The organism is Aeribacillus sp. JST-2, from assembly GCF_056032925.1.
In genome coordinates this window covers 1-25,671 of sequence record NZ_JBVVUU010000002.1, presented here as the reverse complement: position 1 = coordinate 25,671, position 25,671 = coordinate 1, and the positions used below count along the sequence as shown (strand labels likewise).

The following is a 25,671-nucleotide window of genomic DNA, read 5'->3' as shown; positions in this document are numbered from 1 at the left end:
GATCTGCCTTCTGGCCTTCAATGTTGAAATCCAAACCTGCGAATAAATGGCAATTTTCTCTGGCATTTCATATTAATTTTGAAGTTCTTTTGGAAGAAACTCGGCAATTTCAACCCAAGCCTTTCTTTTAACTGACTGCTCGACCGCATGTAGAACGGCTTGGTTTCTCAATCCGTCCTCAAAATTAGGTTTTGGACTTTCTCCCTTTGCAATGCCGTTCATCAATTGCGTGAACAAATTAATAAACGTGTGCTCATATCCGATAATATGCCCAGCCGGCCAATATTGGCCTGCATAAGGATGATGTTCTTCCGTGCAATTAATCGTTCTGAACCCTTGCAATCCTTCTTCATCATCGACAAAATAAACTTGAAGATTGTTCATATTTTCCAGATCCCAACGAATCGAGCCTTTTTCGCCATTGATTTCAAACCGATTGCCGTTCCGGTTTCCTCCACCCAATCTTGTAGCTTCAAACACTCCGGTTGCACCGTTTTCAAAGTGAACTAAAAAGGCGCATGAATCATCTACCGTTACTTCTCCCATCTCTGCCCCTGACGCTTTCGCACTTAAACCGTCTTCAGCGGCGACAAGCGGACGTTCTTTAATAAACGTATCCATCATTCCGACAAGCTCTTTCACCTCGCCAACTAAAAAGCGGGCTAAATCAATGCTGTGCGCCGCAATGTCTCCTAATGTACCTGATCCGGTCGTCTCCTTTTGCAAGCGCCATGTCAACGGAAACTCGGGATCGATAATCCAGTCTTGAAGATAAGTTGCCCTGATATGGCGGATTTTTCCCAGCTTGCCTTCTTCAATTAATTTTTTGGCGAACTGGATGGCAGGCGCAAAGCGGTAGTTGTGGCAAATCATATGAACAACCCGATTTTTTTGCACCGCTTCATACATTTGATAAGCATCTTCCAACGTTAAAGCCAGCGGTTTTTCGCAAATGACGTGTTTGCCTGCTTCCGCTGCCGCAATGGCCATTTGCGCATGAGTGTTATTTGGCGTCACAATATCAATTAAATCGATGTCATCCCGTTCAATAAGACGGTTCCAATCTGTCTCGTAGGATGCCCAGCCCATTTTTTGCGCAGCTGCTTTTACGCCTTCTTCATTACGGCCTGCTACAGCTTGCATGACAGGCACCGCTTCCGTATCAAAATAAAACGGGACATTTCGATACGCTAAGCTATGAGCTTTTCCCATAAACTTATAACCTATCAATCCAACGCGAACTTCTTGTTTTACGCCCACCACATTTCACCAGCTTTCTCTTGAATAAGTTGACTTTTCAAGAAACCGACCGCTTTTTGAAAGCCTTCCTCTACGGACATGAGACTGTCTTCATGCTCAATGCTGACGGCACCGTCATAGCCGACCATTTGCAAAGCGCTGATGATTTTTCTCCAAGTTTCTTCACCGTGGCCATAGCCGACCGTACGGAAAATCCAAGAACGGTTCAGTTCATCCCGATAGCTTTTTGTATCAAGGACTCCATTTCGCGCCGTGTTTTGTGCATCGATTGCTGTATCCTTGGCATGGAAATGATAGAGGGCTCCAGCTTGTGCCAATTCTTTAATTCCTGCAACAGGATCCATATTTTGCCAAAATAGATGACTCGGATCAAAATTGACTCCGATATTTGTGCCGCACTCATTTCGAAGGCGGAGCAAAGTTTCTGTATTATAAACGACAAAACCAGGATGAGGTTCAATCGCTGCTTTCACGCCATGCTCTTTCAAAAATTTATCTTGTTCTTGCCAATAAGGGATGACTTTTTCTTCCCATTGCCATTTCAAAACAGCCGAATGCTCTTCCGGCCACGGGCATGTGACCCAAACCGGGTTTCGGGAATGTTCTGACTCTCCTGGACAACCGGAGAATGTGATGACAGTATCAACCCCAAGCTTTTCCGCCAGAAGCACTGTGTTTTGAAAATCCTCATGAAATTGTGAGGCTGTTTCTTTGTTTGGATGAAGCGGATTTCCATGACAGCTTAAGGCGCTGATTTCCAAACCTCGGCTTTCAACCGCTTGTTTCAATTGCTTCAATTTTGCGTCGTCTTGCAATAATTGGGCAGGATCGCAGTGCGCTTTCCCCGGATATCCTCCAGTACCGATTTCCACTGCTTCCAGCCCGTTTTCGGCAATATAATCCAATGCTTCTTCCAATGGCTTTTGAGCAAACAATACTGTAAATACTCCCAATTTCATTAGAAATCACTCCCATGATTTATGTTTATTTCACAGAACCTTCTGTTAAGCCTGCAATAAAATGTTTGCTGAATAGGAGGAATACAATCAGAAGCGGCAATGTCGCCAAAAATGTACCGTTTAAAATCATGGCAAAATCTTTGTAATAGGCTCCGTTCAGAGTTCTTAGCGCAATTTGAATCGTTTGTACGCTTCGGTCTTTCAGGACAACGAGCGGCCATAGAAAGTCATTCCAAACATTCATAAAGGTGATGAGCCCTAATGTCGCCAACGCCGGACGGATGGATGGAATCGTGATATTCCAATACAAGCGGAAGTTCGAGCATCCGTCTATTCGTCCAGCATCCATCAGCTCATTGGGAATGGTCGCTGAAATATACTGCCTCATCCAAAATACACCGAAAGCGTTGACCAAACCTGGAACAATTACAGCGTTTAAACTATTGATCCATCCCAATTTACTAATAATCATATAGGATGGAATTAAGCCTAATTGAGATGGAACCATCATGGTGGCAAGAATAAAAATGAATAACACATTTCTTCCTTTAAACTGCAATTTCGCAAAGGCAAAACCAGCTATAGAACAGAAGAACAGAACAGATAAGGTAATGCAGGTAGATGCGATAACAGAATTTCCAATAGCTGCAAAAAAATCGATATTGCTAAACACCTTGTTCACGTTTTCCATAAATTTTGTACCCGGCAGCATGGCTGGCGGGAATTTATTAACAGCAGAGGTATCGTGCGAACCAATGACCAGCATCCAATAAAACGGAAAAATCGATAAGATGGTCATCATCAGCAATATCGCATAAACAATGATTCTCCCCGGACTATACCACTTTACCCCGACCTCTTTCACGCTTTCACTTCCTTTATTAAGCTGATTGAATACGTCTTGTAATAAACAGGTTTATGACGGAGAAAAGAACAATAATGACGAATAGCACCCAAGCAATGGCTGAAGCATAGCCAAATGAGTTGCGGACAAACGCTTCTTCATACAAATACAGTGTCAGCGTCAACCCTTGTTTTGATGCGCCGCCGCCAGCACCTGAAAACATTAAAGGCTCCGTAAAAATTTGCATGCCTCCGATTGTTGAAAGAATAACGGTAAAAATGATCATTGGCCGAATCATTGGAATCGTGATCATAAAAAACTGTTGGATTTTATTGGCGCCGTCTATCTTTGCCGCTTCATACAAATCCTTCGGAATACTTTGCAAAGCAGCCAAATAAATGACAGCGTTATACCCAGTCCACCTCCACATGACCATGGAAGAAATGGCAATATGAGTGCCCAAATACGACGCTTTCCAATTAATCGGATCAATGCCGAAAAAAGAAAGCAAATAATTGAGAATGCCGTATTGCTCTCCGAAAATGGCGCCGAAAATAATCGATACGGCTACGAGGGAAGTAATATTCGGCAAAAAAACAGCCAATCGGAAAAATTCCCTTCCTTTGATGAAAGCTTGATTTAAAATAAACGCTAATATTAGCGCCAAAAACAATTGAGGAATCGTCGAAATAACCCAAATGCTAAACGTATTTCCCAGCGCCTGCCAAAAGGTTGGATCTGTGAATAAAGATTGATAGTTTTGGAATCCAATAAACTCTTTCGTTCCTAATATGTCCCATTTATAAAAAGAGATGAAGGCCGTGTACACAATTGGGAACAAGCCAAAAATGCCATATAAAATGAAATACGGAGAAATATACAAATATCCCGAAATATGATCTCTGACACTCTGTTTTAACTGTTTTTTCGTCGACACTCCTTGTCTTTTTTCGGCAGCTACCTTTGTTTCCAATTTGCTCCCCTCCCGAATTTCTGTTCCGTTAGAGACTGACCATTGGGATCAGTCTCTAACGCATCATTGATTACCTGCTCAGCTCCCGATCAAGTTGTTTCATTGCAGTATTCCAGCTCTTTTCAGGTGTGGACTTGCCATCGCGGACACGTTTGATGGCATCGCCGATGATTTGTTCAATTTGAATCGATTCCGGACCTTCCAAAACCGGTTTTACCCGTTTAGCCGCTTCACCATAAATTTTCGCTGTCGGAGCTCCGTTAAAGTAATCGCTCGTCACACTTTGGAAATCTTCATTTTCATAAATACCAGGCGTTGACGGGAAGTTGCCGGACTCTTTAAACGTTACTAATTGCTGTTCAGGCGACAGCAGCCATTTTATTAATTTAAAAGCTTCTTCCGGATGCTTTGATTGTTTTGGAATCGTCAAGAAAGATCCCCCTTGGTTGCCGGAACCTTCCGGTATTTGTGCCAAATCCCATTTGCCTGCTGCATCGGGAGCATTTTCCTTCATAAAAGTCATCATCCAAGCGGGCGCCAATAAAGTTGCAAAATCGCCCTTAGTCATGCCTGTGCCCCATTCTGATGACCATTGGTCAACTTTTGTAGCAAGGCCTTTATCAATAATTTTCATCGCATAATCATATGCTCTCTTGATATTCTTATTTTCCTTTACTATAATATTGCCTTTTTGATCGTAATATTTTTCGCCTGATTGTCCTTCAATGACGCTGTATAATGCATTCGGCGAGTCGATGAGGGCTTTTCCGGTTTTTGCTTTAATCTGTTCGCCGACTTTAATATAGTCATCCCACGTTTGAATTAATTTTGAAACTTCTTCGCGATCCGTCGGCAAGCCGGCTTGCTCAAAAATGTCAACTCGATATGCCATCGCTTGCGGACCGATATCGGTCGGGAGTCCGAGCAAATATTTTCCATCTATTGTCTCAGCTTGTTTCCATTTCCATTCCAAATAATCCCCTTTTAATTCTTTCGCTCCTAAATCATACAAATTATGGAAATGTTCTGGATTCGCTTTCATTTTGTCGATCCCTTTTACTTCAACAGCGGAAATATCAGGCGCACCGCTTCCTGCCGCCAAAGCTGTTGTCAGGTTGTTATGAACATCATTAAACTCGGAAATCTGTATATCTACGTCGATATTATTCTCTTTTGCATACTGTTTGATTTGATCTTCAATCCCCATCCCCGGCCATAGCCAAATGGTAAGCTTTACTTTTCCGTCTTTTGTTTCCCCCCCAGAAGCATCTCTTGCTTTACAACCTGCCACCCCGACAAGCAGAAAGAAACAAAAGAGCATTATAAAGAACACTTTCATTCGATGTTGTTTGACCATGAAAAATTTCCCCCTTTTAACATAGTTTGTTTGATAAATTATCTTTAAATAAATTATATTTTGACAATTACACACTGTCAATGAATTTTTGTAATCGTTTACAAAAAAGATTTTTCAAGAAGTTCATTCATGTTTTTCAACGGCGCTCCTTTTTCTTGTCAGAAGACAATACCGCTGATACGAGAGCCTTTTTTTCTCAAGCACCTTTCCGTTTCCTTCCCTTCGGCCGCTCTTTGTTCCCCGAATATAAATTGAAATGAGACCGATATTTATATGGGTCGCTGCTCAGAACGAAACAATCCATTCCTCTCAAAATCTCTGCGGCTGTCGTAAAAGATGGTGCTTCATTTTTCTTTCGAATCATCATGGAATCATCTTAAACAGTCCGCTCTGAATTGCTGCGAACCGGCAAACCGAATTTTTGTTCCACAAAATCACGGCATATTTGCAAGCTTTGATACGGAGTGCTTGTCGATTGATCGATTTCAACCGTTACCCACCCTCCGTAGCCAATTTCCTCAAGGAAATTGAAGATCGGCTGAAAATTTATCGTTCCCAATCCAAGCTCGCAAAAGATCGGCAATGCCTCATTTCCCGTTAAAATCGGAAACTTCTCTGCATCCAACTCATCTTCCGGGGTTACATCTTTTAAATGCAAATATGCGATGCGGTCTCGATAACGTCTCATAATTGCAACAGGATCCATCCCAGCTTTTGTTAAATGGGCAGTATCCGGGCAAAAAAACACATAATTTGGATCTGTCAGTTCCATAATGGCATCGATTTCATTTTCATTTTGAATTTCTGTCCACAAATGGGGATGGACGCAAGCCTTTACACCAAGATCGCTGCATCTTTTGGACGCTTCATTGATCGTTTCCGCTGCAATTTTTAATTCTTCTAACGTTGTTCCTCCTTCAGTTCTCGGTCCTCCAGGTCCAAACACAATCCGGTCGCTGCCGCATGCCGCCAAAAATTTTGCAACACGTGTGTTGTATTCAATAACCTCTTTTTGTTTGCTTTTGTCGCTAAATGTTCCCCCACCGTATAAAGCGGAAAGGACAAAACCGCTGTTTGCCAGCAATTCTTTAAACTCTTCCACCTTATCTTCATAGCGCAGCGCAATGTGCGTAAATGTTTCACATGCTTGATACCCAAGCTGTGATGCTTCTTCCAATCCCTTCAATAAATCTTCTCCCCATGTAATGAGATGGCAAGATACTTTCATGAAAAACCCCCCATTTACTTTGTTTAATAAACAAATTAAAAAATAATAGAAATTTATAATCATTATATGGCTTTTTATGAATTTTTTCAATATTCTTTCAAAAAACTTAATTCCAATAATTTCGTCAGCCAGGCAGGCGGAGCAACAGTATTTTTTCAAATTCTTTCTAAAACACTTCCTCTTCGCTGACGTTGATTTCAACCGGATTCAATATTTTATCTAAAATGGACGATACAGCGCCGATAACACAGCTTTTTTCTTTTAATTCGGAATTCACGACAACTGGATTCGGGCTTGATTTCGTAAGCTTTTTCTCATTCACAATTTTTTCAGCATGCTGAAGCAGCCATTTCCCTGCTCTTCCAAGCGTATTTCCTATGATGATGGCCTCTGGATTATACGCATGAACGACATTTAACAACCCGATGCCAAGATACGTTCCGATTTCCTGAAAAATTTCAGCAATTTCGCGATCTCCGCTTTCCGCCAATGAGCAAAGCCGATCAATCGAAAAATGATCCGCTTCCTCCTTGCGATTAATCTCGATGAGCCTTCTTCTTATTGCTTTCTCTGAGGCGTACATTTCCCAGCACCCGCTATTCCCGCAGCTGCACGTTAACCCGTTGGCTTGAATAATATGGTGGCCTATTTCTCCCGCCTGGCCTTCCGTTCCGCTGTATAGCTGATTGTTGATAATGATGCCGGCGCCTATGCCAGTTCCAGCGCTGATGTAGACTAAATTGCTGAAGCTGCGGCTTGCGCCAAACCATTTTTCGCCAAGAGCGGCAAGCTTCGCTTCATTTTCAATCGTGATCATATAATTTGGCAAATGTTCTTTTAAAAATGGAAGGAAAGCGACGTTGTCCCAACGGAGATTCGGCGCGAATAAAATTTTCCCTTGCTCGCTGTTGACAATGCCTGGAACCCCGATGCCGATCCCCATGACTCCGTTCGGCGTTTCAGGCGCATTTTCCAGCGCTTCTTGAATCATGTATACCATCTGCTGCAAAATCTCTTCCTGTTTCGTATCTTCTCTCAACTCGATTCGCTTCTCCCAAAGAATATTGGCATTCAAATCGGTTAAAACCGTGTAAATATAATTTACTCCCAGTTCCGCACCAACAATCGAACCAGCCAAATGGTTAAATTTGAGCATTGTTGGCCTTCTGCCGCCGGTTGAAGCTCCGATCCCGCTTTCGAACACAAAGTTTTCCTGTATAAGCTCGTCGACCAATGCGGAGACGGTTGCTTTGTTTAATCCGGCTACTTTAGCAATTTCAGCTCGAGAAATCATTTTCTGATCGCGAATGAGATTTAACACCGTTCTTTTATTGATTTTCTTCACTAAACCTAAATTTCCTCTTACAAACATTTCATTTCGTCCCTTTTCTGAATAAATATTTCATTATGGCAAAAATGCAACGGAATATGTTTTCAATTTAAACTTTCTGGCTCATTTCGTCAACTGTTGGCTGGAATAAAAGCGCAGTGGACGCATGGAAATTCTTTTCGTGTTTAGACCCAAGCATTGTTTTCATTCAAATTAAACTAAAAACCGCCGCGGCAACATTTCGTTTCGAACAAACAAACCGGCCGACTGGCGATCCATTCAAAACAACAATTAGGAGCCTCTCCCATAGCCTCATATTATAAAAACAGATAGGAGGGTGTTCCTTTAACGCCGAGCCGAACAGAAAACAATCCTCCAGAATAAGGTTCTTTTTCCAATTGAGTTTCTGACAAACCGATCCGTGCCGTTGTGATATACAATGTTTGCAAATCATCGCCGCCAAACACGCAAGATGTGACAAGACTTGCGGGTACATCAACCGAATCGACCCATCGTTTCTCCTCTGGATTGACCTTCGCCACTTTCCCGCCTCCCCAAAGAGCGACCCAAAGCATCCCGTCCGCATCAATGGTCATGCCATCAGGCGAACCATTTTCTTCTCGAAAAGTGTAGACAACCGAACGATTGCTGATTTCCCCTGTTTTTGAATCAAAATCAAAAGAAACGACTTGTTGTGTCGGTGTATCAATGTAATACATTTTACTTTTCTCTTGATCCCAAGCAAGCCCGTTGGAAATGCTTACACATTCCAGAACTTTTTTCAGCGTTCCATCCTTGTGCATGCAAAATAATTCTCCATCGCCCTTCTTTCCCGTCATGCTCATCGTCCCAGCCCAAATTCTCCCTTGGGGATCACACTGCCGTCGTTAAACCGAATTTCCGGTTTTTTTTCAGGTTGGGCAAGCAGCGTTAATTGATTGGCTGGTGCATGATAAGCATAAATTCCGTTCTTTAGCGCAAGCAAAAGTTCCCCTGTTTGCCGTATCGCAACGGTACAAACATGCTCTGAAAAAGATATGGCGTGATCGTTTCTTTTTCAAGGATCATAGAGATGGAGCCGGTTGCCGGCAATATCTACCCAATATAATTTCTTTTCCTGCTCATCCCAGCAAGAACCTTCCCTAAAACAGCTTTTGCATCCAATTCAAGCAAAACTGTCATCTTTCCGTCCCCCCTGACTATTTCTTAACAACAGCATTTTCTGTTCAAGGACGTCAATTATGCAAAACTCATTTCTAAAAAATTCGCAAACGCTTTCCAAAGGCATTTTATCATAAAATCATTTGAAGATTCTGTTTTTTTAGAAGAAAAAAAGAAAAATCGCTCATATGACGCCACCTTCAAAATAAAAAATGTTTTGTTATCATCCCCATCCGTTTTCGTTAGAATCCTTGATTCATAGCGTTTATAATAATCGGAAATACGATTTTTGTTGATCCATCTTTGGTTGGAACGATCAAATTTTTTTAAATTGAGAGGGGAACAGCGATGGAGGCAATTTCCATGGAGAACTTCTTTCTAAAAAAAATTTTCAGAAAATTTCATGAAAGGTAATTTCAGGACGGCTGCCGATTCTGATATTAATGCCTGTCTGGCCAAGCCCTTCACTAATATAAAACGGCTTTCCATTAAGATAATGCAGTCCTTTAATCATATTCATTTTTGCCAGTTTCCCTTTTACAGCAAGATGATAAGGTTTCGGCCAATGAATTTGTCCTCCGTGAAAATGGCCGGATAACAGGTAATCGAACGGAACATTTTTCATCTCAAGAACAACATTGGGATCATGGGTTAATACTAAGTTGTAACCTTCTTCCAATCCGTGAAACGCCTTTTGCACATCGCTGCGGTTTGTGCAATAATCATCAATTCCGATAATATTCAAGTTCCTGCCATCAACCTTTATCGAAACATGTTCATTCTGAAGCGTTGTACAGCCATTTTCTTCAAGTGTTCTTTTCAATGTGTCAAAATTTTTGCCTTTTAAGATGTAATCGTGATTTCCAAACACAGCAAAAATGCCATATGTCGGATTTATTTTTTTCAACACTTGAAGATATGCCGTAAGTTTCGGGATGCTTCGTTTCCGGTCCAGAAAATCTCCCGTAAGAGCAATCAAATCAATTTTTTCGTGTGCAATCATTTTATATAAATCATCTGCGCTGATGGAAATGTTTTCAAGGTGTAAATCAGACAGATGAAGGATTTTTAAAATCTTTTTATTTATTTTTGAATGAGAAATTTTCACTGTATTGGCCGCCACTTTTTTTGTATTTTTATTGGCACGGAACAAAAGGACGCCCAATAAGACGGAAATTATTAGAATCATAGACAACATGATCGGACTACCTCCTTCTTATCAAGTATATTGAGAATGATAGAATAATGCTAGTGGAAGTTAAAGGAAGTTGTGCAGTTTGCTTTAGATCAATAAAAATCGGTCAAAATCTGATATTGTTAGCAGAAAGCAACGCGGCTGATCTTTGATATTTTTTCATCAACTAACCTATTCTTTCTCTTTTTGACTGGTGAACAGCTGCATCTTTCCATACGCTTCAATCCTTGATTTCAAAATCCCGTAAAAAATTGCTGTCTGATTGAAAATTATAAATCGATTTCATTCTTCCGACACATCAAAGAAAGTTTGTTTTCAATGAAATTAAGTGATCACCAAAAAACCTCCGAGCGGATTTCGCCAACTCGAAGGTCAACATCGCGCAAACATATATTTATACCAGTTTCTGGCCAAGTCATGATTATTGTGTAAAATCACACTCCCAGCTCAGCGAGCTTAGACTCCCGGCAAATCAAACCGCTTCCTTTTTTCACAAAATTCAGGACTTAATTCAGTTTCTCCAAAAGAATAAAAATTTTGCTGCTATTGCTTATTTCGCTTCCTTGTTAAACATCGTTTTTAACGTTTCTAATACTTGATTAATCGCTTCTTTCTCATCTTGGCCTGAAGCTTCCAACGTAATGATAGCCTGTTTCGGTATGCCAAGGGACAAAACGCCAATCATCGATTTCAGATTCACCGTCCGGCCATTGTGGGTAAGAAAAATATCGGAATTGAAACGGGACGCTACTTGAACCAATTGAGAAACATAAGGTGCATGCAACCCATCTTTACTGTTCATTTCAAAAGTTTCTTGTATCATGTTGAAGACCTCCTAAACAATCATCATTTTGCTGCACAAAATTATGTATGATTGGATTTGAAAAAAAATGATTCATTCTTTTGCAGTCGGCGTCAAAATTCTCCGTACGATCGTCCACACTTGCCATAAAAAAAGACTCTCCCCTTTTTCAAGGAAAGAGCCAACATCTGAAGCAGACGTATTATCCGCATGCAATCCTGAGAGCCTTCATCATGCACAGAGTTTTGGCGACAGCCTCCGATCTTTTTACAGAACCATTATTTTACAGATGTCGTTTGTAAATTCAACCGGGTCGTTGATTGGCAGGCCTTCGATCAACAATGCCTGATTGTATAAAATATTGGTAAATAGCTTCAGTTTTTCTTGATCTTTTTCGTAAGCAGCTTTTAAAGATTGGAATACTTCATGGTTCGGATTAATTTCCAGCACTTTGTCAGCTTTGATGTTTTGGTTGTTCGGCATCGAATTTAAAACCTTTTCCATTTCAATGGTGATTTCCCCTTCTGTTGATAAACAAACTGGGTGGGTTTTTAGCCGTTTGGAAGCCCTCACATCTTTCACTTTGTCCGCCAAAATGGTTTTCATGTAATCGAACAATTCTTTGTTTTCTTTCTCTTCTTTTTCCGCTTGCTGTTTATTTATCTCCTCATCAATTCCCAAATCGCCGCTTGATACCGATTTAAATTCTTTCCCTTTATACGTCATCAGCATTTTAATGGCGAATTCATCGATATCATCTGTGAAATATAAAATTTCATATCCTTTTTCCGCCACCAGTTCTGTTTGCGGCAGTTTGTCTATACGCTCATAAGAATCGCCTGTTGCATAATAAATATATTTTTGCTCTTCCGGCATTCTGGAAACATACTCATCCAACGTGACCAGTTTTTTCTCTTTGGAAGAGTAGAACATAATTAAATCCTGCAATACTTCTTTATTTGCTCCGAAATCGATGTAAATCCCATACTTTAATTGTCTTCCAAACGCTTCATAAAATTTTTCATACTTCTCCCGTTCATTTTTTAATAAACTTTCAAGTTCTCTCTTAATTTTGTTTCGAATGTTTTTGGCAATCACCTTCAATTGTTTATCTTGCTGGAGCATTTCTCTTGAAATATTTAATGATAAATCTTCCGAATCCACCATTCCTTTGACAAAACTGAAATAATCCGGAAGCAAATCCGCGCATTTATTCATGATCAAAACGCCGTTGGAATATAACTCAAGTCCTTTCTCGAATTCCGCTGTATAATAATCAAACGGCATTTTTTCCGGGATATATAAAATAGCTTGATATCTGACAGTGCCGTCAACGCTGATATGAATGGTTTTAAGCGGCTTGTCAAATCCGTAGCGCTTTTCTTTGTAAAAGTTTTCATAATCTTCATCCGTCAGTTCATTTTTATTTTTCCGCCAAATCGGCACCATGCTGTTGATGATTTGTTCTTCAACATGCTCCTCAAGTTCTGTTTCGTTTCCTTCTTTCGGTTTTCGGACGGTTACATCCATTTTGATCGGATAGCGGATGAAGTCGGAATATTTTTTAATAATTTCTTTTAAGCGATATTCTTCCAAAAACTCGTCATAGTTTTCGTCTTCGGTATTATCTTTTATTTTGAGAATAATCTCTGTACCGACTTCGTCTTTTTCGTATGGCTCGATTGTGAAACCATCGGCGCCTTCCGATTCCCATTTGTATGCTTGATCGCTTCCCAAAGCCTTGCTTATGACGGTCACCACATCGGCAACCATAAATGCCGCATAAAATCCGACGCCGAACTGCCCGATAATATCAAAGCCGTCTTTGATTTCATGTTCATTTTTAAAAGCGAGCGAACCGCTTTTGGCAATCGTTCCGAGATTTGTTTCCAACTCTTCTTTTGTCATGCCAATGCCTGTATCAATGATTGTCAGCGTTCGCTTTTGTTTGTTCGGGATCACTTTTATGTAGTATTGTTCTTTCTGGAAAGTTAAAGAATCATCGGTTAATGCTTTATAATAAATTTTATCAATAGCATCACTTGCATTCGAAATTAACTCCCGCAAAAACACTTCCTTTTTTGTATAAATGGAGTTGATCATCATTTCCAGCAATCTTTTCGATTCCGCCTGAAACTCTCTTTTTTCCATAAAATCCTCTCCTTTCCAATTTTATTTCGCAAAGCTCCTAATATACACGCATGTCCAGCATCATAAAATTAGCACTCTATCTAAAAGAGTGCTAATCATCAATTTTTAAATACCAGATTCAAATTGTTATGTCAACCACATGTCATTATTTTAATGTTCGCTGACAATTTTCCACAATGATTTTCCAAAATGAGATTCCCAAGCGTGGCCTTCCGATTGTATAGTTCGCTAATACCAATCCATTGATAACGCTTTTTTCGCATTTTTCAGATCGTTATTTAGTAGTTGAACTAAATCATATGCGGGATAAAACCCTTTTTTATACATATAGTTGAAAATTCTTTCATGGCACTTAATGCTTCTTAATAGATGGTTTGTTAATGTTTTCCTTACCATCGGCGTTGCCGTTTCCGTTATGGCGATGGCGTAATTTCGAACAAGCGTTTTGCATAAACCAAGCAAATCTCCGGAATAAAAACCTAAATCGCCGGAAAGGCCTTCTCTGCCCTGATTTATTGGAGCAGACGAATAAAACTGAATCAATTCACTTACATTTAATTCCATTTCATGAATTGTTTTTTTGTAAATATCACGGAGCTCAGAATCGCTGATTTTCTTTACAGCTTTCTTCAATTTTATTAACCCATTTGATTGGAATGCAACCAGTTCATGAATTTCAAGTGTTTCATGCCAGGCAAGCGGTTTTCTTTCTTGTTCAGTCATATTTTATCCCCCATCGTTGAATCATTCATCTTATTTTATTTCAAAGGAACATAATGGAAATTTGTCCCGGTTACGTTCATGCGCCTAATTTCTTCAAATCGCTTTACATTCTTTTTTGTCACAATAGTATTGCATTAAGCAGTCTGATTTGCCACTTGACAGCAAATGGCGTCACAGCATATCAAACAAATATATTTAAATAAAATTTGTACGAACCGTTCAACTTGACTTTTGAGTTGTTTTTCACAACTTGGAGGTGAAACTTTTTTATTCAGCAGCGGGGACTGCAGTCATAAGGAATAAGTTTACCGTTTTATTAAAATTTTGGATTAAGATATTTTTGTAAAGATGGAAAATAGTTAGGAGCGATCGTCATGGAAAAAAAGTTGCCATTCTTGGCAGCAGCGGGGGAAATCTTTATTTTCAAGAAAAATTATTATACATTGATCATTAATAAAACAACGAAAAAAAATAGAACTGCAAGCAAAAACTAGTGCACATTGACCATAATCAAAACAGGAAGTCCTTTTAAAGGATTCCTGTTTTTTCATAAGGTTTCAACCGACATAAATGATTTTTGAACATGAATGGCATAATAAAGAATAAATTGCAGTAAAGGCAGACTGTCAAATTCCAAAAAAATGGAGGAGGTTCTTTATGAATTCGCCATATTTATGTCCAAATTGCAAAACAAATCGATCCCGTTTTAACTTGATTGAACAGGTTGCAAGACCGGTCAAACTCAATCCGCAAACAGGAGAAATTTTGCAACAATTTGAAATCGAACATTTGGAACCGTTCCATCTTCCCTATCAAGGTCCTTCATATAAAGTCCAATGCGGCATATGCGGTGTCATTGAAAATGAGATCGTATTTATTAAACAGGCACAAACAAGCAATTTTACAAGGAAAACGAATAACCCCTTAAACTCCGCCGACAATTTTTAAAAAAGCAGTTTCAAAACCGCCATTTCAGTTACTTTTTGCCAAGAGAATAGAAGGAACTGTGACAATCATGATGTCTAAAAATCCTTCGATCATTAACTGAATGCGAGCAGCAGATCAACACTTTATTCGTTTTTGAATATTCTTTTTAATATGATCCTGCTATTGGTTCAGCCCTCGTTCATAAGGTTTTAACAATTGATAAATGGTCTCGATCGTCGGAAGAGATGCTTTTTTTTGCGATGCAAGCCTCAGCGCCGCCCCTTGCAAATGATCAAGTTCCAAAGGCAATCCCTTTTTTTTATCTTGATGCATTGAGGATGTTCCATCCTCGGGCAGCTGCTTCATGGACAATATGCCGTTTTCTATATGCTTCTCCGTCAACGGGACATTATAAAGATTTGCCAATTCTTTCATTTCCCTTAACATTTTAATGCCGATTTCTAGTGTTTCAGGGTGTTTTCGGATCGTTCCGATCGGCAAATTGGCAGCGGTTGTCAAACCGGAAAATGCTGTAATGAACATATATTTATTCCAAATGGCTGTCTCAATTTTATCCGATTTTTCCACTTCAAAGTTTGCTTTACGAAATGCTTCATACAATTCTTCACAATATGATGCTTGCTCCTCTTGCAATGGGCCGAACACAAGTTTATGCTGTTTGCTAGTATGATAAACATGCCCCTTCTCATCCAGCGTTGCGATAATAAAAGCGAGCCCGCCCAATATCGTCTCCTCACCTAACGCTTTCTGCAAAATTTGGTAATGCTCAACACCATTTAAAAGCGGCAGCACTTTCGCTCCTTTTCGTGTAAGCTTTTCTAATGTTGGCAGCGCTCCCTGCAAATGATACCCTTTGACAGACAAAAGGACGAGATCTGCTTGTTTGATGTTTGCGGCATCAGTCGTAAAATTGACATTCGAAAATGAATAATCACCTCGAACGGAATGAATCTTTAAACCAAATTGTTTGATTTGTTCCGCTCTTTTTTCTCTAACAAGAAACGTAACTTTATGACCGCTTTCTTCCAGTCTTCCGCCGAAATAAACTCCTAAAGCGCCAGCACCGACAATTGCAATATTCAATGTTATCCCTCCTCATCAAGTTAATGAAAAATGTTACTTTTTATTTTCGACCGTGCTGATCATATTTTCATTTTTCAAAAAATGTTGCTTAAAATTACTATATCACATTCAATAGCAGTGGAATTACGAAATAAGAAATTATTGGCCATTTAATAATAAAGGTTTAGAAGTAACGTTACTTATTTCTCCTATCTGATGTGCTCTAAGAAAAAAACTGCCATCTTAAAAATGTTGGCAGTGACGAACAAAAAAAAGCACCCCTGCTGAAGGTGTGAAGAAATGAACATAATTTTTTTCAGGGGTTCACAAATTCAGCATTTGTTTTCAAATATTTAAATTTTTAGAAAAGCATTAGGGGATTTCCTTACTTCCCGATGACACAGGAAAATTAGGGTTAAAGTTTCCGTTCATTCACCTGGAACTTGTATTTTTTTCTTATTCGGTGTGTCGTTCCATTTGAAAATCTTGTTTAAAAACTTGTAAATTTTTTTGCTTTCTTTCGCCAGAAGCGGTCCGGCTACCGCTAAAATGAGAACGTACAGGGCAGTAAAAGGAGTTAGTATGGGATTTAATCCCGCTGTAATCCCTAAATTGGCCACAATGATGGAAAATTCCCCACGAGCTATAATGGTTAAACCGATATTGGTTGATGCCTTATGGGATAAACCTGCTTTTCTTCCAGAAATCATACCTGCGGCAAAATTCCCTGCGATTGTAAGTACAGCAGCTCCTAAAGCCAGCCAAAACGCACCTGCCAATGTTGAAGGATCGATACTTAATCCAAAACTGAAAAAGAAGATGGCACCAAAGAAGTCTCTAAAAGGAACCACCATATGTTCGATCCGGTCCCGGTAGTCGGTTTCTGAAAAAACAAGACCCAACAACAGAGCGCCGATCGCCTCAGCAACATGAAGCGTTTCTGAAAAACCGGCAACAAAAAACAATGTAGCAAATATAACAATAATGAAAATTTCGTCAGATTTAATATTCAGCCATTTATTTAATAACGGGGCACCTTTTCGCGCAATGAGAAAAAACAGCAGCATATACCCAACTGAAATCAGAACAGAGGTGATAATACCGAGGACAGAAGTAGAGCCGGCAAGCAAAACGCCTGACATTGTCGTTAAAAATAAAGCAAGGAAAATGTCATCGAATAAGATGATCCCGAGGATTAACTCTGTTTCTGGATTTGCTGTTCGCTTTAAATCCACAAGAACTTTTGCTACGATGGCACTGGAGGACACGCTGACAAGTCCGGCAATAATAAGCGTCTCCATCCATGGCATCCCGACTAAAAATCCATATAAAAGGCCTAAAACAAAATTGATTGTTACATAGAGGCTCCCGCCGACAACAATGTTGCGGCCTGATTTCAGCAATTTTCCAACGGAAAATTCCAAGCCTAAGTAAAAAAGCAAAAACAGAACGCCAATACGACCTAAAAATTGGATAATTTCTTTGCTTTCAATAAAAGTCAAGTCAATAATGCCAATGGTTGGGGCATGCGGACCGACCAACATACCGAGTACAATTAGGAAAGGGATAATGGAAAACTTAAGCTTATTTGCGGTAATAGCTGCAATCGCAACAAGGACAAGTGCTGTACCAACTTGAAGGACTAGATGATCCATCGATAAACCTCACTCCTTTCCTTTGTTTGACAATAATTGATGAATTAACTCTTTTAATTGGTTTCGTTCTCCCGAAATGACCAATGTATCTCCTGCTTCAATCACCGTATCAGGACCCGGATTCTGTGTTTTCTTTGTCTTTTTTTTCTTAATGGCAATGACCGTAACGCCAAAATTGTTTCTTATATCAATTTCACCAATCGTTTTATTAACAACCGGTGCTCCAGGTTCTACTTGATACCATTCAATAATTAAATCATCGAAAGCAAAGTCAACGGTTTCCAATGCTTTCGGTTTATAGGCCATCCCGCCTAAAATCCCTGCAATCTGTCTTGCTTCCACATCATCAAATGTGGCTGTACTGAGAACTTCATCGTGATCATCTGGATCAAAATGATAAATTTCCCTGCGGCCATCATCATGGATGACGATCACAAGTTTATCTTGATTCTTCGTAATAATTTCAAATTTATAACCAATTCCCGGGAGTTCGCTTTCTCTAATATTCATAAAAAATTCCTCCTTCATAAATGGTTTGAATGGATTAAGGCTGTTGGATATTAAAGGTTTACATCAATTTCCGTTTTAATGTTTTCATCTTTGGAAATTCCAAGATATTTCAGTGTTTCTGAAGGAGATGAATGATGGAAGTATTTCTGAAGAAGAGTAATGGCGACGCCTCGTTTATAGGCGTGAAATCCGAAGGTTTTCCGCATTGAATTCGTTCCAATTTTCCCATGTATACCAACCGCTTCTGCGGCACGATGAATAATGCGGTAAGCTTGTTGACGCGAGATTGGCTTTTTCGTTTTAGCGGATTGGAATAAATAATCTTCACGGTTTAAACCTTTGGATTGAATATAATGCAGAATCGCCTTTTTTACTTTTTGATTCAAATACACTTCCTTAGCAGTTCCGGATTCTCTATGAAAAAGCACATAGAAATCCTTTATGCGCCTGTCTTCCTCTAAAACATCTCCTACTTTTATGTCCAATATTTCCGTGATCTTTAAACCGGTATTGATGCCAAAAACAAAGAGAACATAGTCTCGTTCTGAATGTTTTTTCAAATATCTTTTCATGGAATTGATTTGTTTTATGTCTCTTAGCGCTTCAACATATTCCATACATTGCCCCTTTAATCCATGTTACTTAATATTATTATATACTATTATTATGTAACATGCAAACACATGAGGAAAAAGTGCTGAAAAACTAATGGAATATCCCTATGCTTTTATAGGTAGATTGGATTATTTCCATATAAAAAAACTTGACGGAAAATTCATTAGATTTATCATCATGTTTTAAATAGAAATGATTCATCTTACGTTTCAGATTTCATACATGTTGATGGCTCCCTTCGCTCTCGTATTGCCACGGTTTTATCAGTTTGCTTTGTGGAGATCGTGATATTATCCATTTTTAAATTGAACAACAACTTCCTATTTTAATCAAGCATTTTGCAGTTGCTTGGTTAATCAACTATTTACACAAATTTTCGTACCTTTCTTGGTTGATGATTTTCATCCATATACCCTATCTTATAAGAGACTCCTTTTTCAACGCTGTAAGGATTTATTAGGAATTCCCCCTAGCCGAAAATACTTTTTTGTTTCCTTACACAACATTCATCCCGCAAACAAATCATAGTATAATGAAAAATAAAATATCCTCGTTTTTATTTTTTGACTAAAAAATGTCGTTTACTTGAAAATCTTATGGAAGAAAAGGATGAAAAAATTGGTTACGATCAAAGAAATTGCTAAATTGGCAAATGTTTCCCGAACGACCGTTTCCCGAGTGTTAAACAATTCTGGTTATGTCAGCGATGAAGCCAGAGCAAGGGTTTTGAAAGTGATTGAAGAAACCGGCTACGTTCCAAGCCACCAGGCAAAATCATTGAGAACAAAGCAAACAAAAGTCATCGGCGTTATTTTGCCAAAAATCAGTACAGAAACCTCCAGCCGCGTTGTGATGGGGATGGATGAAGTTTTTTCAGAAAAGGGCTATCAAATTTTGCTATCAAATACGAATCTACAAAGAGAAAAAGAAATCGAATTTTTAAATTTGTTAAAAAGCAGACGTGTCGATGGAATTATTTTATTAGCTACAAATATTCATGAACATTTGGTTAAAGAAATCGAACATATTGATATTCCTTTTGTTGCCGTCGGCCAAGAAATTCCTCACTGCTCTTATGTTGTTCATGATGACTATAACGCTGCTAAAACCATCACAAATCAATTGATTGAAAGAGGACGAAAAAAGATTGCTTTCATCGGAGTTTATGAATCAGACTATTCTGTTGGTGTTTTAAGGAAAAGGGGGTATTTTGATGCATTAAAAGAAAACGGTTTGCCTATCCAGCCATCCTATATCGCAATTCGTGATTTTCAACTTGAATCCGGATATCAGGCGATGGAAGAAATCGCGATGAATAATGACGTTTTTCCTGACGGCGTGTTTGCGGCAACGCACCGTTTAGCCATCGGCGCCATGCAATATTTGAAAGAAAAAAACAGGAAAATTCCAGATGAAATTAGCGTGGCAAGCATTGGTGATTCAGATCTATCGAAAATTTATTCCCCTGGCTTAACAACGATTGATTATGAATATGAAGAAGCAGGGAGAAAGGCAGCGGAAATTCTTCTCCGGCAGATTGAAGAAAATGGTCATCATCAACAAAAAATCACATTGGGATATAGACTGATTGAAAGAGATAGTATATAATCAAGGTAATGGAATCGGTTCCATATTTATTTTTTTGATTATGGAATCGGTTCCACCTATTATTTACTTTGTGTGGAATCGATTCCTTATTTCTCGAGAATGTTTCATCAAAAATTGGGAGCGTGAAAAGCATGTCGGAAAACAAACAAATTGCCAAAGAAATCCTTGCTGCAGTCGGCGGGAGCGAAAATGTGATTTCTGCCGCCCATTGCGCCACACGTTTAAGATTAATGATTAAAGACAAAGAGAAAATTGATCAAACGAAAGTGGAAAATATCCCTAAAGTCAAAGGTGCTTTTTTTAACTCCGGCCAATACCAGATTATTTTAGGAACAGGAACTGTCAATCGCATATTTGATGAAGTGGTCAAATTAGGTGTCAGCAGCAAAACAAAATCTGAACAAAGCAGTGAAGCTGCAAAAAGCGGAAATGCGTTTCAACGTGCTGTCCGAACATTTGGGGATGTCTTCGTGCCGATTATTCCCGCCCTTGTTGCCACTGGTTTGTTTATGGGGCTGCGCGGTTTAGTAATGCAAAAACAAATATTAGCTTTATTTGGGTTGTCCCCTGATGATATATCGGAAAATTTTATTTTGTTTACACAAATTCTAACCGACACAGCATTTATTTTCTTGCCGGCATTAGTTGCTTGGTCAACATTCCGCGTATTTGGCGGCACGCCGTTAATCGGCCTTGTTTTGGGCCTAATGTTGGTGAGTCCCTCCCTTCCCAACGCATGGGGAGTTGCTGGCGGAGATATCGAACCAATTGAATTTTTTGGTTTTATTCCGGTAGTAGGTTATCAAGGATCCATACTCCCTGCTTTTATTGCCGGTATTATAGGGGCGAAATTGGAACAAAACATCCGCAAACGAGTTCCGGAAGTGTTGGACTTAATTTTAACGCCATTTTTAACGCTCTTCATCATGATCACTTTGGCGCTGTTTGTGATTGGCCCTGTTTTTCATGTTGCGGAAGAGTATATTTTAAATGCAACCGTTTTCCTTTTATCACTTCCATTTGGCCTTAGCGGATTCATTATTGGTGCAATAAATCAGTTGATCGTTGTAACAGGCGTCCATCATATCTTTAATATGCTGGAAATTCAGTTATTGGAACAATATCAAAATAATCCATATAATGCCATCATTACTTGTTCAGTTGCAGCTCAAGGCGGCGCAGCTTTGGCAGTGGGGCTAAAAACGAAATCGTCGAAATTGAAAGCCTTGTCACTTTCTTCTTCATTATCTGCTTTTTTAGGAATAACAGAACCGGCGATTTTCGGTATAAATCTTCGCTATGTCAAACCTTTTGTCATGGGGCTGATCGGCGGAGGAGTTGGAGGATTTTTGGCTTCAATATTCGGCTTAAAAGCTACGGGGATGGCCATTACCGTGATTCCGGGAACATTGCTTTATTTAAACGGACAAATTCTTCCGTACATTTTCGTTAATTTAACGGCGATCGCAACTGCCTTTATTTTAACGTGGCTTTTCGGATTTTCAGACAAGATGCTTGCGGAAAACAAAAAATAAATTTGAGAACGCTGACTTTTTTAGGAGGATTCATGTTTACCGCAATCTTTCCGCTGTTTTGCAGCAGATCGTGCTATCGCAATGATTTGCCAAAAGAGAAAACAAAATCTCCAGCTTAGGCAGAACACGCCGGCAACCGGAAGAGTTTTTTCGAAGAAGAAGAAAAAACAAAGCGCCCGGCTTCGGAAAAACGGTTCGCATTGGTGCGGAGTGCGGTCAACATCTACTGCCGGCAAGCCAACACTTGCCGGCTTTACAGATCATAAAATATTGATGGATTTTCACGATTTCGATGCAGATCAATTTTTATTACACTTGGAACAGGAGCATGTCAATGACAATGGAATTGCATTTGCTAGAAAAAATAAGGCAAATAAAAAGCAAAAATGATTCAGACAACCATCATGATCCGTATCGCCCAGGTTATCATTTATCGCCTCCATTTGGCTTGATGAATGATCCAAATGGCCTTATCTACTTCCATGGGAGGTTTCACGTTTTTTATCAATGGAATCCGTTCGAAACAAATCATGGAATAAAGTTTTGGGGACACTTCTCCTCAACAGATTTGTTGCATTGGGAAGAACATCCCCCCGCTTTAATCCCAAGCGAGTGGTATGATAAGAACGGTTGTTACTCAGGCTCTGCCATTGAACACGAAGGCAAAATGTATCTGTTTTATACAGGAAATGTAAAAAATCGAAACGGGGAACGAGAATCGTACCAATGTTTGGCGGTATCCGAAGATGGAGTTCATTTTGAAAAAAAAGGACCGATTCTCCATGTGCCACAAGGATATACTTCACATTTCCGAGACCCGAAAGTATGGCAGCAAGACGGACGTTGGTACATGGTTCTTGGTGCACAAAGCAATACTTTCAATGGAAGAGCGGTTTTATTTTCCTCAATGGATCTACAACATTGGGAAATGTTAGGCCCTTTAACAGGAAGTAATCGAAAATATTCTGAAGAATTCGGTTATATGTGGGAATGTCCTGATTTTTTCCACCTTCAAGGGAAGGATATCCTTTTGTTCTGCCCTCAAGGATTAGAACCTAAAGGATTGCATTTCCACAATTTGTATCAATCCGGTTATTTTGCCGGCCGTTGGATTCCCGGTACAAACCATTACGAACATGGCGAATTTACGGAATTGGATCGAGGCTTTGATTTTTATGCACCACAAACTTTCGTCGACCACCGGAATAGAAGAATAATGATCGCCTGGATGGGAATGGGGGATGATCATGAACAATGCCACCCAACCATTGAAAAAGGCTGGATCCATTCCTTAACCATACCTAGAGAAATGAAAATAGTGGGTGGCCATTTATATCAACACCCTGTTCAAGAACTGCAAAAATTACGAATCGGCCAGCCATCCATTGTAAATCTTGATTTTCATAATGGAAACCATGAGTATTATGCATCGATCCATCCGCAATCTGAAATCATAATAAATGTAAACTCCTTAATAAACGGACGGTTGGAAATAACCATTCGAAACAATATCCAATTATCCTACGATCCATCTAATGAAATATTTACCATGGCGAGAAAAAAATTTGCTGATAACCGGTTGGAAAAAAGGCAATGCATTGTAAATCATATGCGCAAATTGCAAATGTATCTAGATTCCTCGTCCATCGAAGTATTTATAAATGACGGACAGGAAGTGTTTACAGCCCGCTTCTTTGCCGATCAAAAAGATGATACTTTCCACATTTCATCGGAAGCGGAAGCATCATTGAATTTGCAATTGTATTCGTTGCAAGCTTCCTGTCCCGCATAACAGATTTGCAGGATGATAACCTAGAGAGCCATCAGTTGGCTCTCTATTTTTTGTTTTGTAAGAATTTGACCCTCATTGACTTTCCTTTTGTCATCCAAAATAGCTTCCTGTGTTTTAAAATCAGGTTTTGGACGGCAACTCACAGGTATTAAGTGGTTTCATAAAAGATTGATTTGCTTGCTCAAAAGGAGGACTCTATGAATTTTCCGAAAAACTTGACGGCCTTTCAGCTGTTGTTGTTTATCCAATACAACTCCCCGAATTCATTTCGTCTAATGAATACATGCTCCTACGAGAATACTGCATTGACAAGGCAAAAAGCAATCTGTTTCTCTGAGTCAGCCATGACATGGGGATTTCTTTTGAACAGGAGAAGGGTTTACTTAACCGTTCTCCTGTTTAAAAGACCGCCAAACTGGCGGTTGTAAGGTTTTAAATTTTTCCCCATTCTGTTTACCTATTTTCTTGACATAATCCCACAATTCCTGCATTTTTAAAATGTTATCAACCATTCATTTCAAGATGTTGACACTTTCGTATGAAATCAAGAGATAGATCTACATTGGGATGCGTTTACAATCATAAGAAAGCAACCCGCATTCTTTAATCAAGATGGAACATGGGAATACTGTGAAACAACACCTTTTTCTATTAATGTTTGAATTTCTTCTTTTGAATAATTAAGTTTGTTCAATACCTCTTCAGTGTGTTCACCTAAAAGAGGCGCTGGTTTTTCAATTTTAACCTTTGTTTCTGAAAACTTTGTTGGAGATCCAATTACTTTCATTTTTCCTATTACCGGATGCTCTAATTCCTGAATCATTTCCCTTGCGAGATAGTGTTCATTGTTTACGGCTTCAGCAAAGTTATTAATTGGTCCCGCTGGTACACCAGCCAGTTCACATTTATTAATCCAGTAGCTGGCATCCCTTGTTGTAGTAATTTCTTCTATCTCTCTTTCAAGCTCTTCAACATGTTCATGGCGAAGAGAATTTGTTTTATATCTTTCATCTTCAATCCATTCTGGTTTATTGAGAACTTCTAGACAGAGTTTTTCCCATGTTCTCTGATTAGCGCAACCGATAATCATGTAAGAATCTTTTGCTCGTATTGCTTGATATGGAGCTGAAACGCGGTGTCTCCACCCTGTCGGTTCCGGTATTGTTCCATTAGCAAAATAAGCAGCTGCTTCCCACGTAAACCAAGGTAGTCCTGCTTCTGCTAATGATATATCAACATGTTGACCTCTTCCGGTTTTTTGCTTGTAAATATAGGCAGCTAAGATGGAATATACAGCAGTAATTCCTGCACCAATATCATAAACTGCTATTCCCGATTTTAAAGGCCTGCCTCCAGGGACACCTGTCATGCTCATCAAACCGGTCATTCCCTGGGCGACTAAGTCAAAACCTCCTTTATGGGCATATGGTCCAGTTTGGCCGTATCCTGAAATTGAACAATAAATAATCCCATCGTTCAATTGTTTAATAGATTCATAATCGATGCCTAATGACTTCGCTACACCTGGACGGAAATTTTCCACAATAACATCAGCATCTTTGGCTAATTCGTAAAATATTTTTTTACCTTCATCTGTTTTTAAATTGAGAGCCAAACTCTTCTTATTTCGATTAATTTGAAAAAAACAAGTAGATTCTCCATTTACATAAGGCCCCATTTGTCTAGAATCATCGCCGCCATTCAATTTTTCTATTTTAATGACCTCTGCACCTAAATCAGCTAATACCATTGTACAATAAGGCCCTGCCATAATTTGGGATGTATCCAATATCTTTATTCCTGTCAGCAAACTCATTCCACTTCACTCCTCGTATACTAAGTTTCAGAAAGTTTTTTTATCGAATTTCCAGTCCGATACGCTCCTTGACAATCGCATATCTTGGGTGGTTGCCTTTGTGGGAGGGGCGCGCCCCTCCCACAAAGGGTTGAGCGTACCGGGGTT

At 39.4% G+C, this 25,671-nt stretch carries 22 protein-coding genes and 1 pseudogene; 6 read left to right on the top strand and 17 right to left on the bottom strand.

Translation table 11 applies throughout. The annotated features are described in order from the left end of the window. Positions 1–72 precede the first annotated feature (72 nt). The 12 genes and pseudogenes from AC0KTX_RS01445 to AC0KTX_RS01390 form a co-directional block, all read right to left on the bottom strand. Positions 73–1,260 (bottom strand): Gfo/Idh/MocA family protein, encoded by a 1,188-nt coding sequence (locus AC0KTX_RS01445; protein WP_474250458.1) that lies wholly within the window; start codon positions 1,258–1,260, stop codon positions 73–75. Beyond that, positions 1,251–2,219: a sugar phosphate isomerase/epimerase family protein gene (locus tag AC0KTX_RS01440; protein WP_474250457.1), complete on the bottom strand. Its 969-nt coding sequence runs from the start codon at positions 2,217–2,219 to the stop codon at positions 1,251–1,253. Before AC0KTX_RS01440 ends, AC0KTX_RS01445 begins: the two co-directional genes overlap by 10 nt. 25 nt (positions 2,220–2,244) lie before the next feature. Beyond that, positions 2,245–3,084, bottom strand: coding sequence for a carbohydrate ABC transporter permease (locus tag AC0KTX_RS01435; RefSeq protein WP_474250456.1), 840 nt, complete (start codon positions 3,082–3,084; stop codon positions 2,245–2,247). 16 nt (positions 3,085–3,100) lie between these two features. Further along, on the bottom strand, positions 3,101–4,000 hold the full coding sequence (locus AC0KTX_RS01430) for a carbohydrate ABC transporter permease (RefSeq protein ID WP_474250611.1): 900 nt from the start codon (positions 3,998–4,000) through the stop codon (positions 3,101–3,103). A gap of 106 nt (positions 4,001–4,106) precedes the next feature. Beyond that, positions 4,107–5,393, bottom strand: a complete 1,287-nt coding sequence (locus AC0KTX_RS01425) for an ABC transporter substrate-binding protein (protein WP_474250455.1) — start codon at positions 5,391–5,393, stop codon at positions 4,107–4,109. Positions 5,394–5,769: 376 nt separating this feature from the next. Beyond that, a complete protein-coding gene (locus tag AC0KTX_RS01420) occupies positions 5,770–6,621 on the bottom strand; it encodes a sugar phosphate isomerase/epimerase family protein (protein ID WP_474250454.1) in 852 nt (283 codons plus the stop codon). Positions 6,622–6,787: 166 nt separating this feature from the next. After that, positions 6,788–7,993, bottom strand: a complete 1,206-nt coding sequence (locus AC0KTX_RS01415) for an ROK family protein (protein WP_474250453.1) — start codon at positions 7,991–7,993, stop codon at positions 6,788–6,790. A gap of 275 nt (positions 7,994–8,268) precedes the next feature. Continuing rightward, a pseudogene (locus tag AC0KTX_RS01410) lies at positions 8,269–9,044 on the bottom strand (SMP-30/gluconolactonase/LRE family protein). Between the two features lie 459 nt (positions 9,045–9,503). Further along, positions 9,504–10,310: a metallophosphoesterase gene (locus tag AC0KTX_RS01405; RefSeq protein ID WP_474250452.1), complete on the bottom strand. Its 807-nt coding sequence runs from the start codon at positions 10,308–10,310 to the stop codon at positions 9,504–9,506. A gap of 547 nt (positions 10,311–10,857) precedes the next feature. Further along, entirely contained in the window at positions 10,858–11,130 is a 273-nt protein-coding gene (locus AC0KTX_RS01400) for an HPr family phosphocarrier protein (protein ID WP_474250451.1), read from the bottom strand. Positions 11,131–11,376: 246 nt separating this feature from the next. Continuing rightward, positions 11,377–13,260, bottom strand: a complete 1,884-nt coding sequence (gene htpG, locus AC0KTX_RS01395) for a molecular chaperone HtpG (RefSeq protein WP_474250450.1) — start codon at positions 13,258–13,260, stop codon at positions 11,377–11,379. Between the two features lie 228 nt (positions 13,261–13,488). After that, positions 13,489–13,983 (bottom strand): spore coat protein, encoded by a 495-nt coding sequence (locus tag AC0KTX_RS01390; RefSeq protein WP_474250449.1) that lies wholly within the window; start codon positions 13,981–13,983, stop codon positions 13,489–13,491. A gap of 657 nt (positions 13,984–14,640) precedes the next feature. On the opposite strand from AC0KTX_RS01390, the gene AC0KTX_RS01385 reads away from it, so the two are divergent. Next, positions 14,641–14,931, top strand: a complete 291-nt coding sequence (locus tag AC0KTX_RS01385) for a DNA alkylation repair protein (RefSeq protein ID WP_474250448.1) — start codon at positions 14,641–14,643, stop codon at positions 14,929–14,931. Between the two features lie 159 nt (positions 14,932–15,090). On the opposite strand, the gene AC0KTX_RS01380 is transcribed toward AC0KTX_RS01385, so the two are convergent. From AC0KTX_RS01380 to AC0KTX_RS01365, 4 genes are all read right to left on the bottom strand, one after another. Continuing rightward, the gene (locus tag AC0KTX_RS01380) at positions 15,091–16,014 is read right to left on the bottom strand and encodes a ketopantoate reductase family protein (RefSeq protein WP_474250447.1); all 924 of its coding nucleotides are present in this window, start codon (positions 16,012–16,014) and stop codon (positions 15,091–15,093) included. A gap of 407 nt (positions 16,015–16,421) precedes the next feature. Next, a complete protein-coding gene (locus tag AC0KTX_RS01375; protein WP_474250446.1) occupies positions 16,422–17,648 on the bottom strand; it encodes a cation:proton antiporter in 1,227 nt (408 codons plus the stop codon). A 9-nt stretch (positions 17,649–17,657) separates the two neighbouring features. Next, complete coding sequence (locus tag AC0KTX_RS01370) at positions 17,658–18,158, bottom strand: cation:proton antiporter regulatory subunit (RefSeq protein ID WP_474250445.1); 501 nt, start codon at positions 18,156–18,158, stop codon at positions 17,658–17,660. 50 nt (positions 18,159–18,208) lie between these two features. After that, positions 18,209–18,775 carry a tyrosine-type recombinase/integrase gene (locus AC0KTX_RS01365; protein ID WP_474250444.1) on the bottom strand — a complete coding sequence of 189 codons (567 nt, stop codon included), beginning with the start codon at positions 18,773–18,775 and terminating at the stop codon, positions 18,209–18,211. 607 nt (positions 18,776–19,382) lie between these two features. On the opposite strand from AC0KTX_RS01365, the gene AC0KTX_RS01360 reads away from it, so the two are divergent. The 5 genes from AC0KTX_RS01360 to AC0KTX_RS01340 all read left to right on the top strand — a co-directional run bounded on the left by AC0KTX_RS01360 (position 19,383) and on the right by AC0KTX_RS01340 (position 24,136). Then, complete coding sequence (locus AC0KTX_RS01360; protein ID WP_474250443.1) at positions 19,383–20,381, top strand: LacI family DNA-binding transcriptional regulator; 999 nt, start codon at positions 19,383–19,385, stop codon at positions 20,379–20,381. A gap of 131 nt (positions 20,382–20,512) precedes the next feature. Next, the gene (locus AC0KTX_RS01355) at positions 20,513–21,916 is read left to right on the top strand and encodes a sucrose-specific PTS transporter subunit IIBC (protein WP_474250442.1); all 1,404 of its coding nucleotides are present in this window, start codon (positions 20,513–20,515) and stop codon (positions 21,914–21,916) included. A gap of 81 nt (positions 21,917–21,997) precedes the next feature. Beyond that, positions 21,998–22,306 (top strand): hypothetical protein, encoded by a 309-nt coding sequence (locus tag AC0KTX_RS01350; RefSeq protein ID WP_474250441.1) that lies wholly within the window; start codon positions 21,998–22,000, stop codon positions 22,304–22,306. Then, a complete protein-coding gene (locus AC0KTX_RS01345; RefSeq protein ID WP_474250440.1) occupies positions 22,251–23,708 on the top strand; it encodes a glycoside hydrolase family 32 protein in 1,458 nt (485 codons plus the stop codon). Before AC0KTX_RS01350 ends, AC0KTX_RS01345 begins: the two co-directional genes overlap by 56 nt. A 197-nt stretch (positions 23,709–23,905) precedes the next feature. Further along, positions 23,906–24,136 (top strand): hypothetical protein, encoded by a 231-nt coding sequence (locus tag AC0KTX_RS01340; RefSeq protein ID WP_474250439.1) that lies wholly within the window; start codon positions 23,906–23,908, stop codon positions 24,134–24,136. Positions 24,137–24,315: 179 nt separating this feature from the next. Here the strand turns inward: AC0KTX_RS01340 and AC0KTX_RS01335 are convergent, their stop codons facing one another. Continuing rightward, the gene (locus AC0KTX_RS01335) at positions 24,316–25,524 is read right to left on the bottom strand and encodes a CaiB/BaiF CoA transferase family protein (RefSeq protein ID WP_474250438.1); all 1,209 of its coding nucleotides are present in this window, start codon (positions 25,522–25,524) and stop codon (positions 24,316–24,318) included. Between the last annotated feature and the right edge of the window lie 147 nt (positions 25,525–25,671).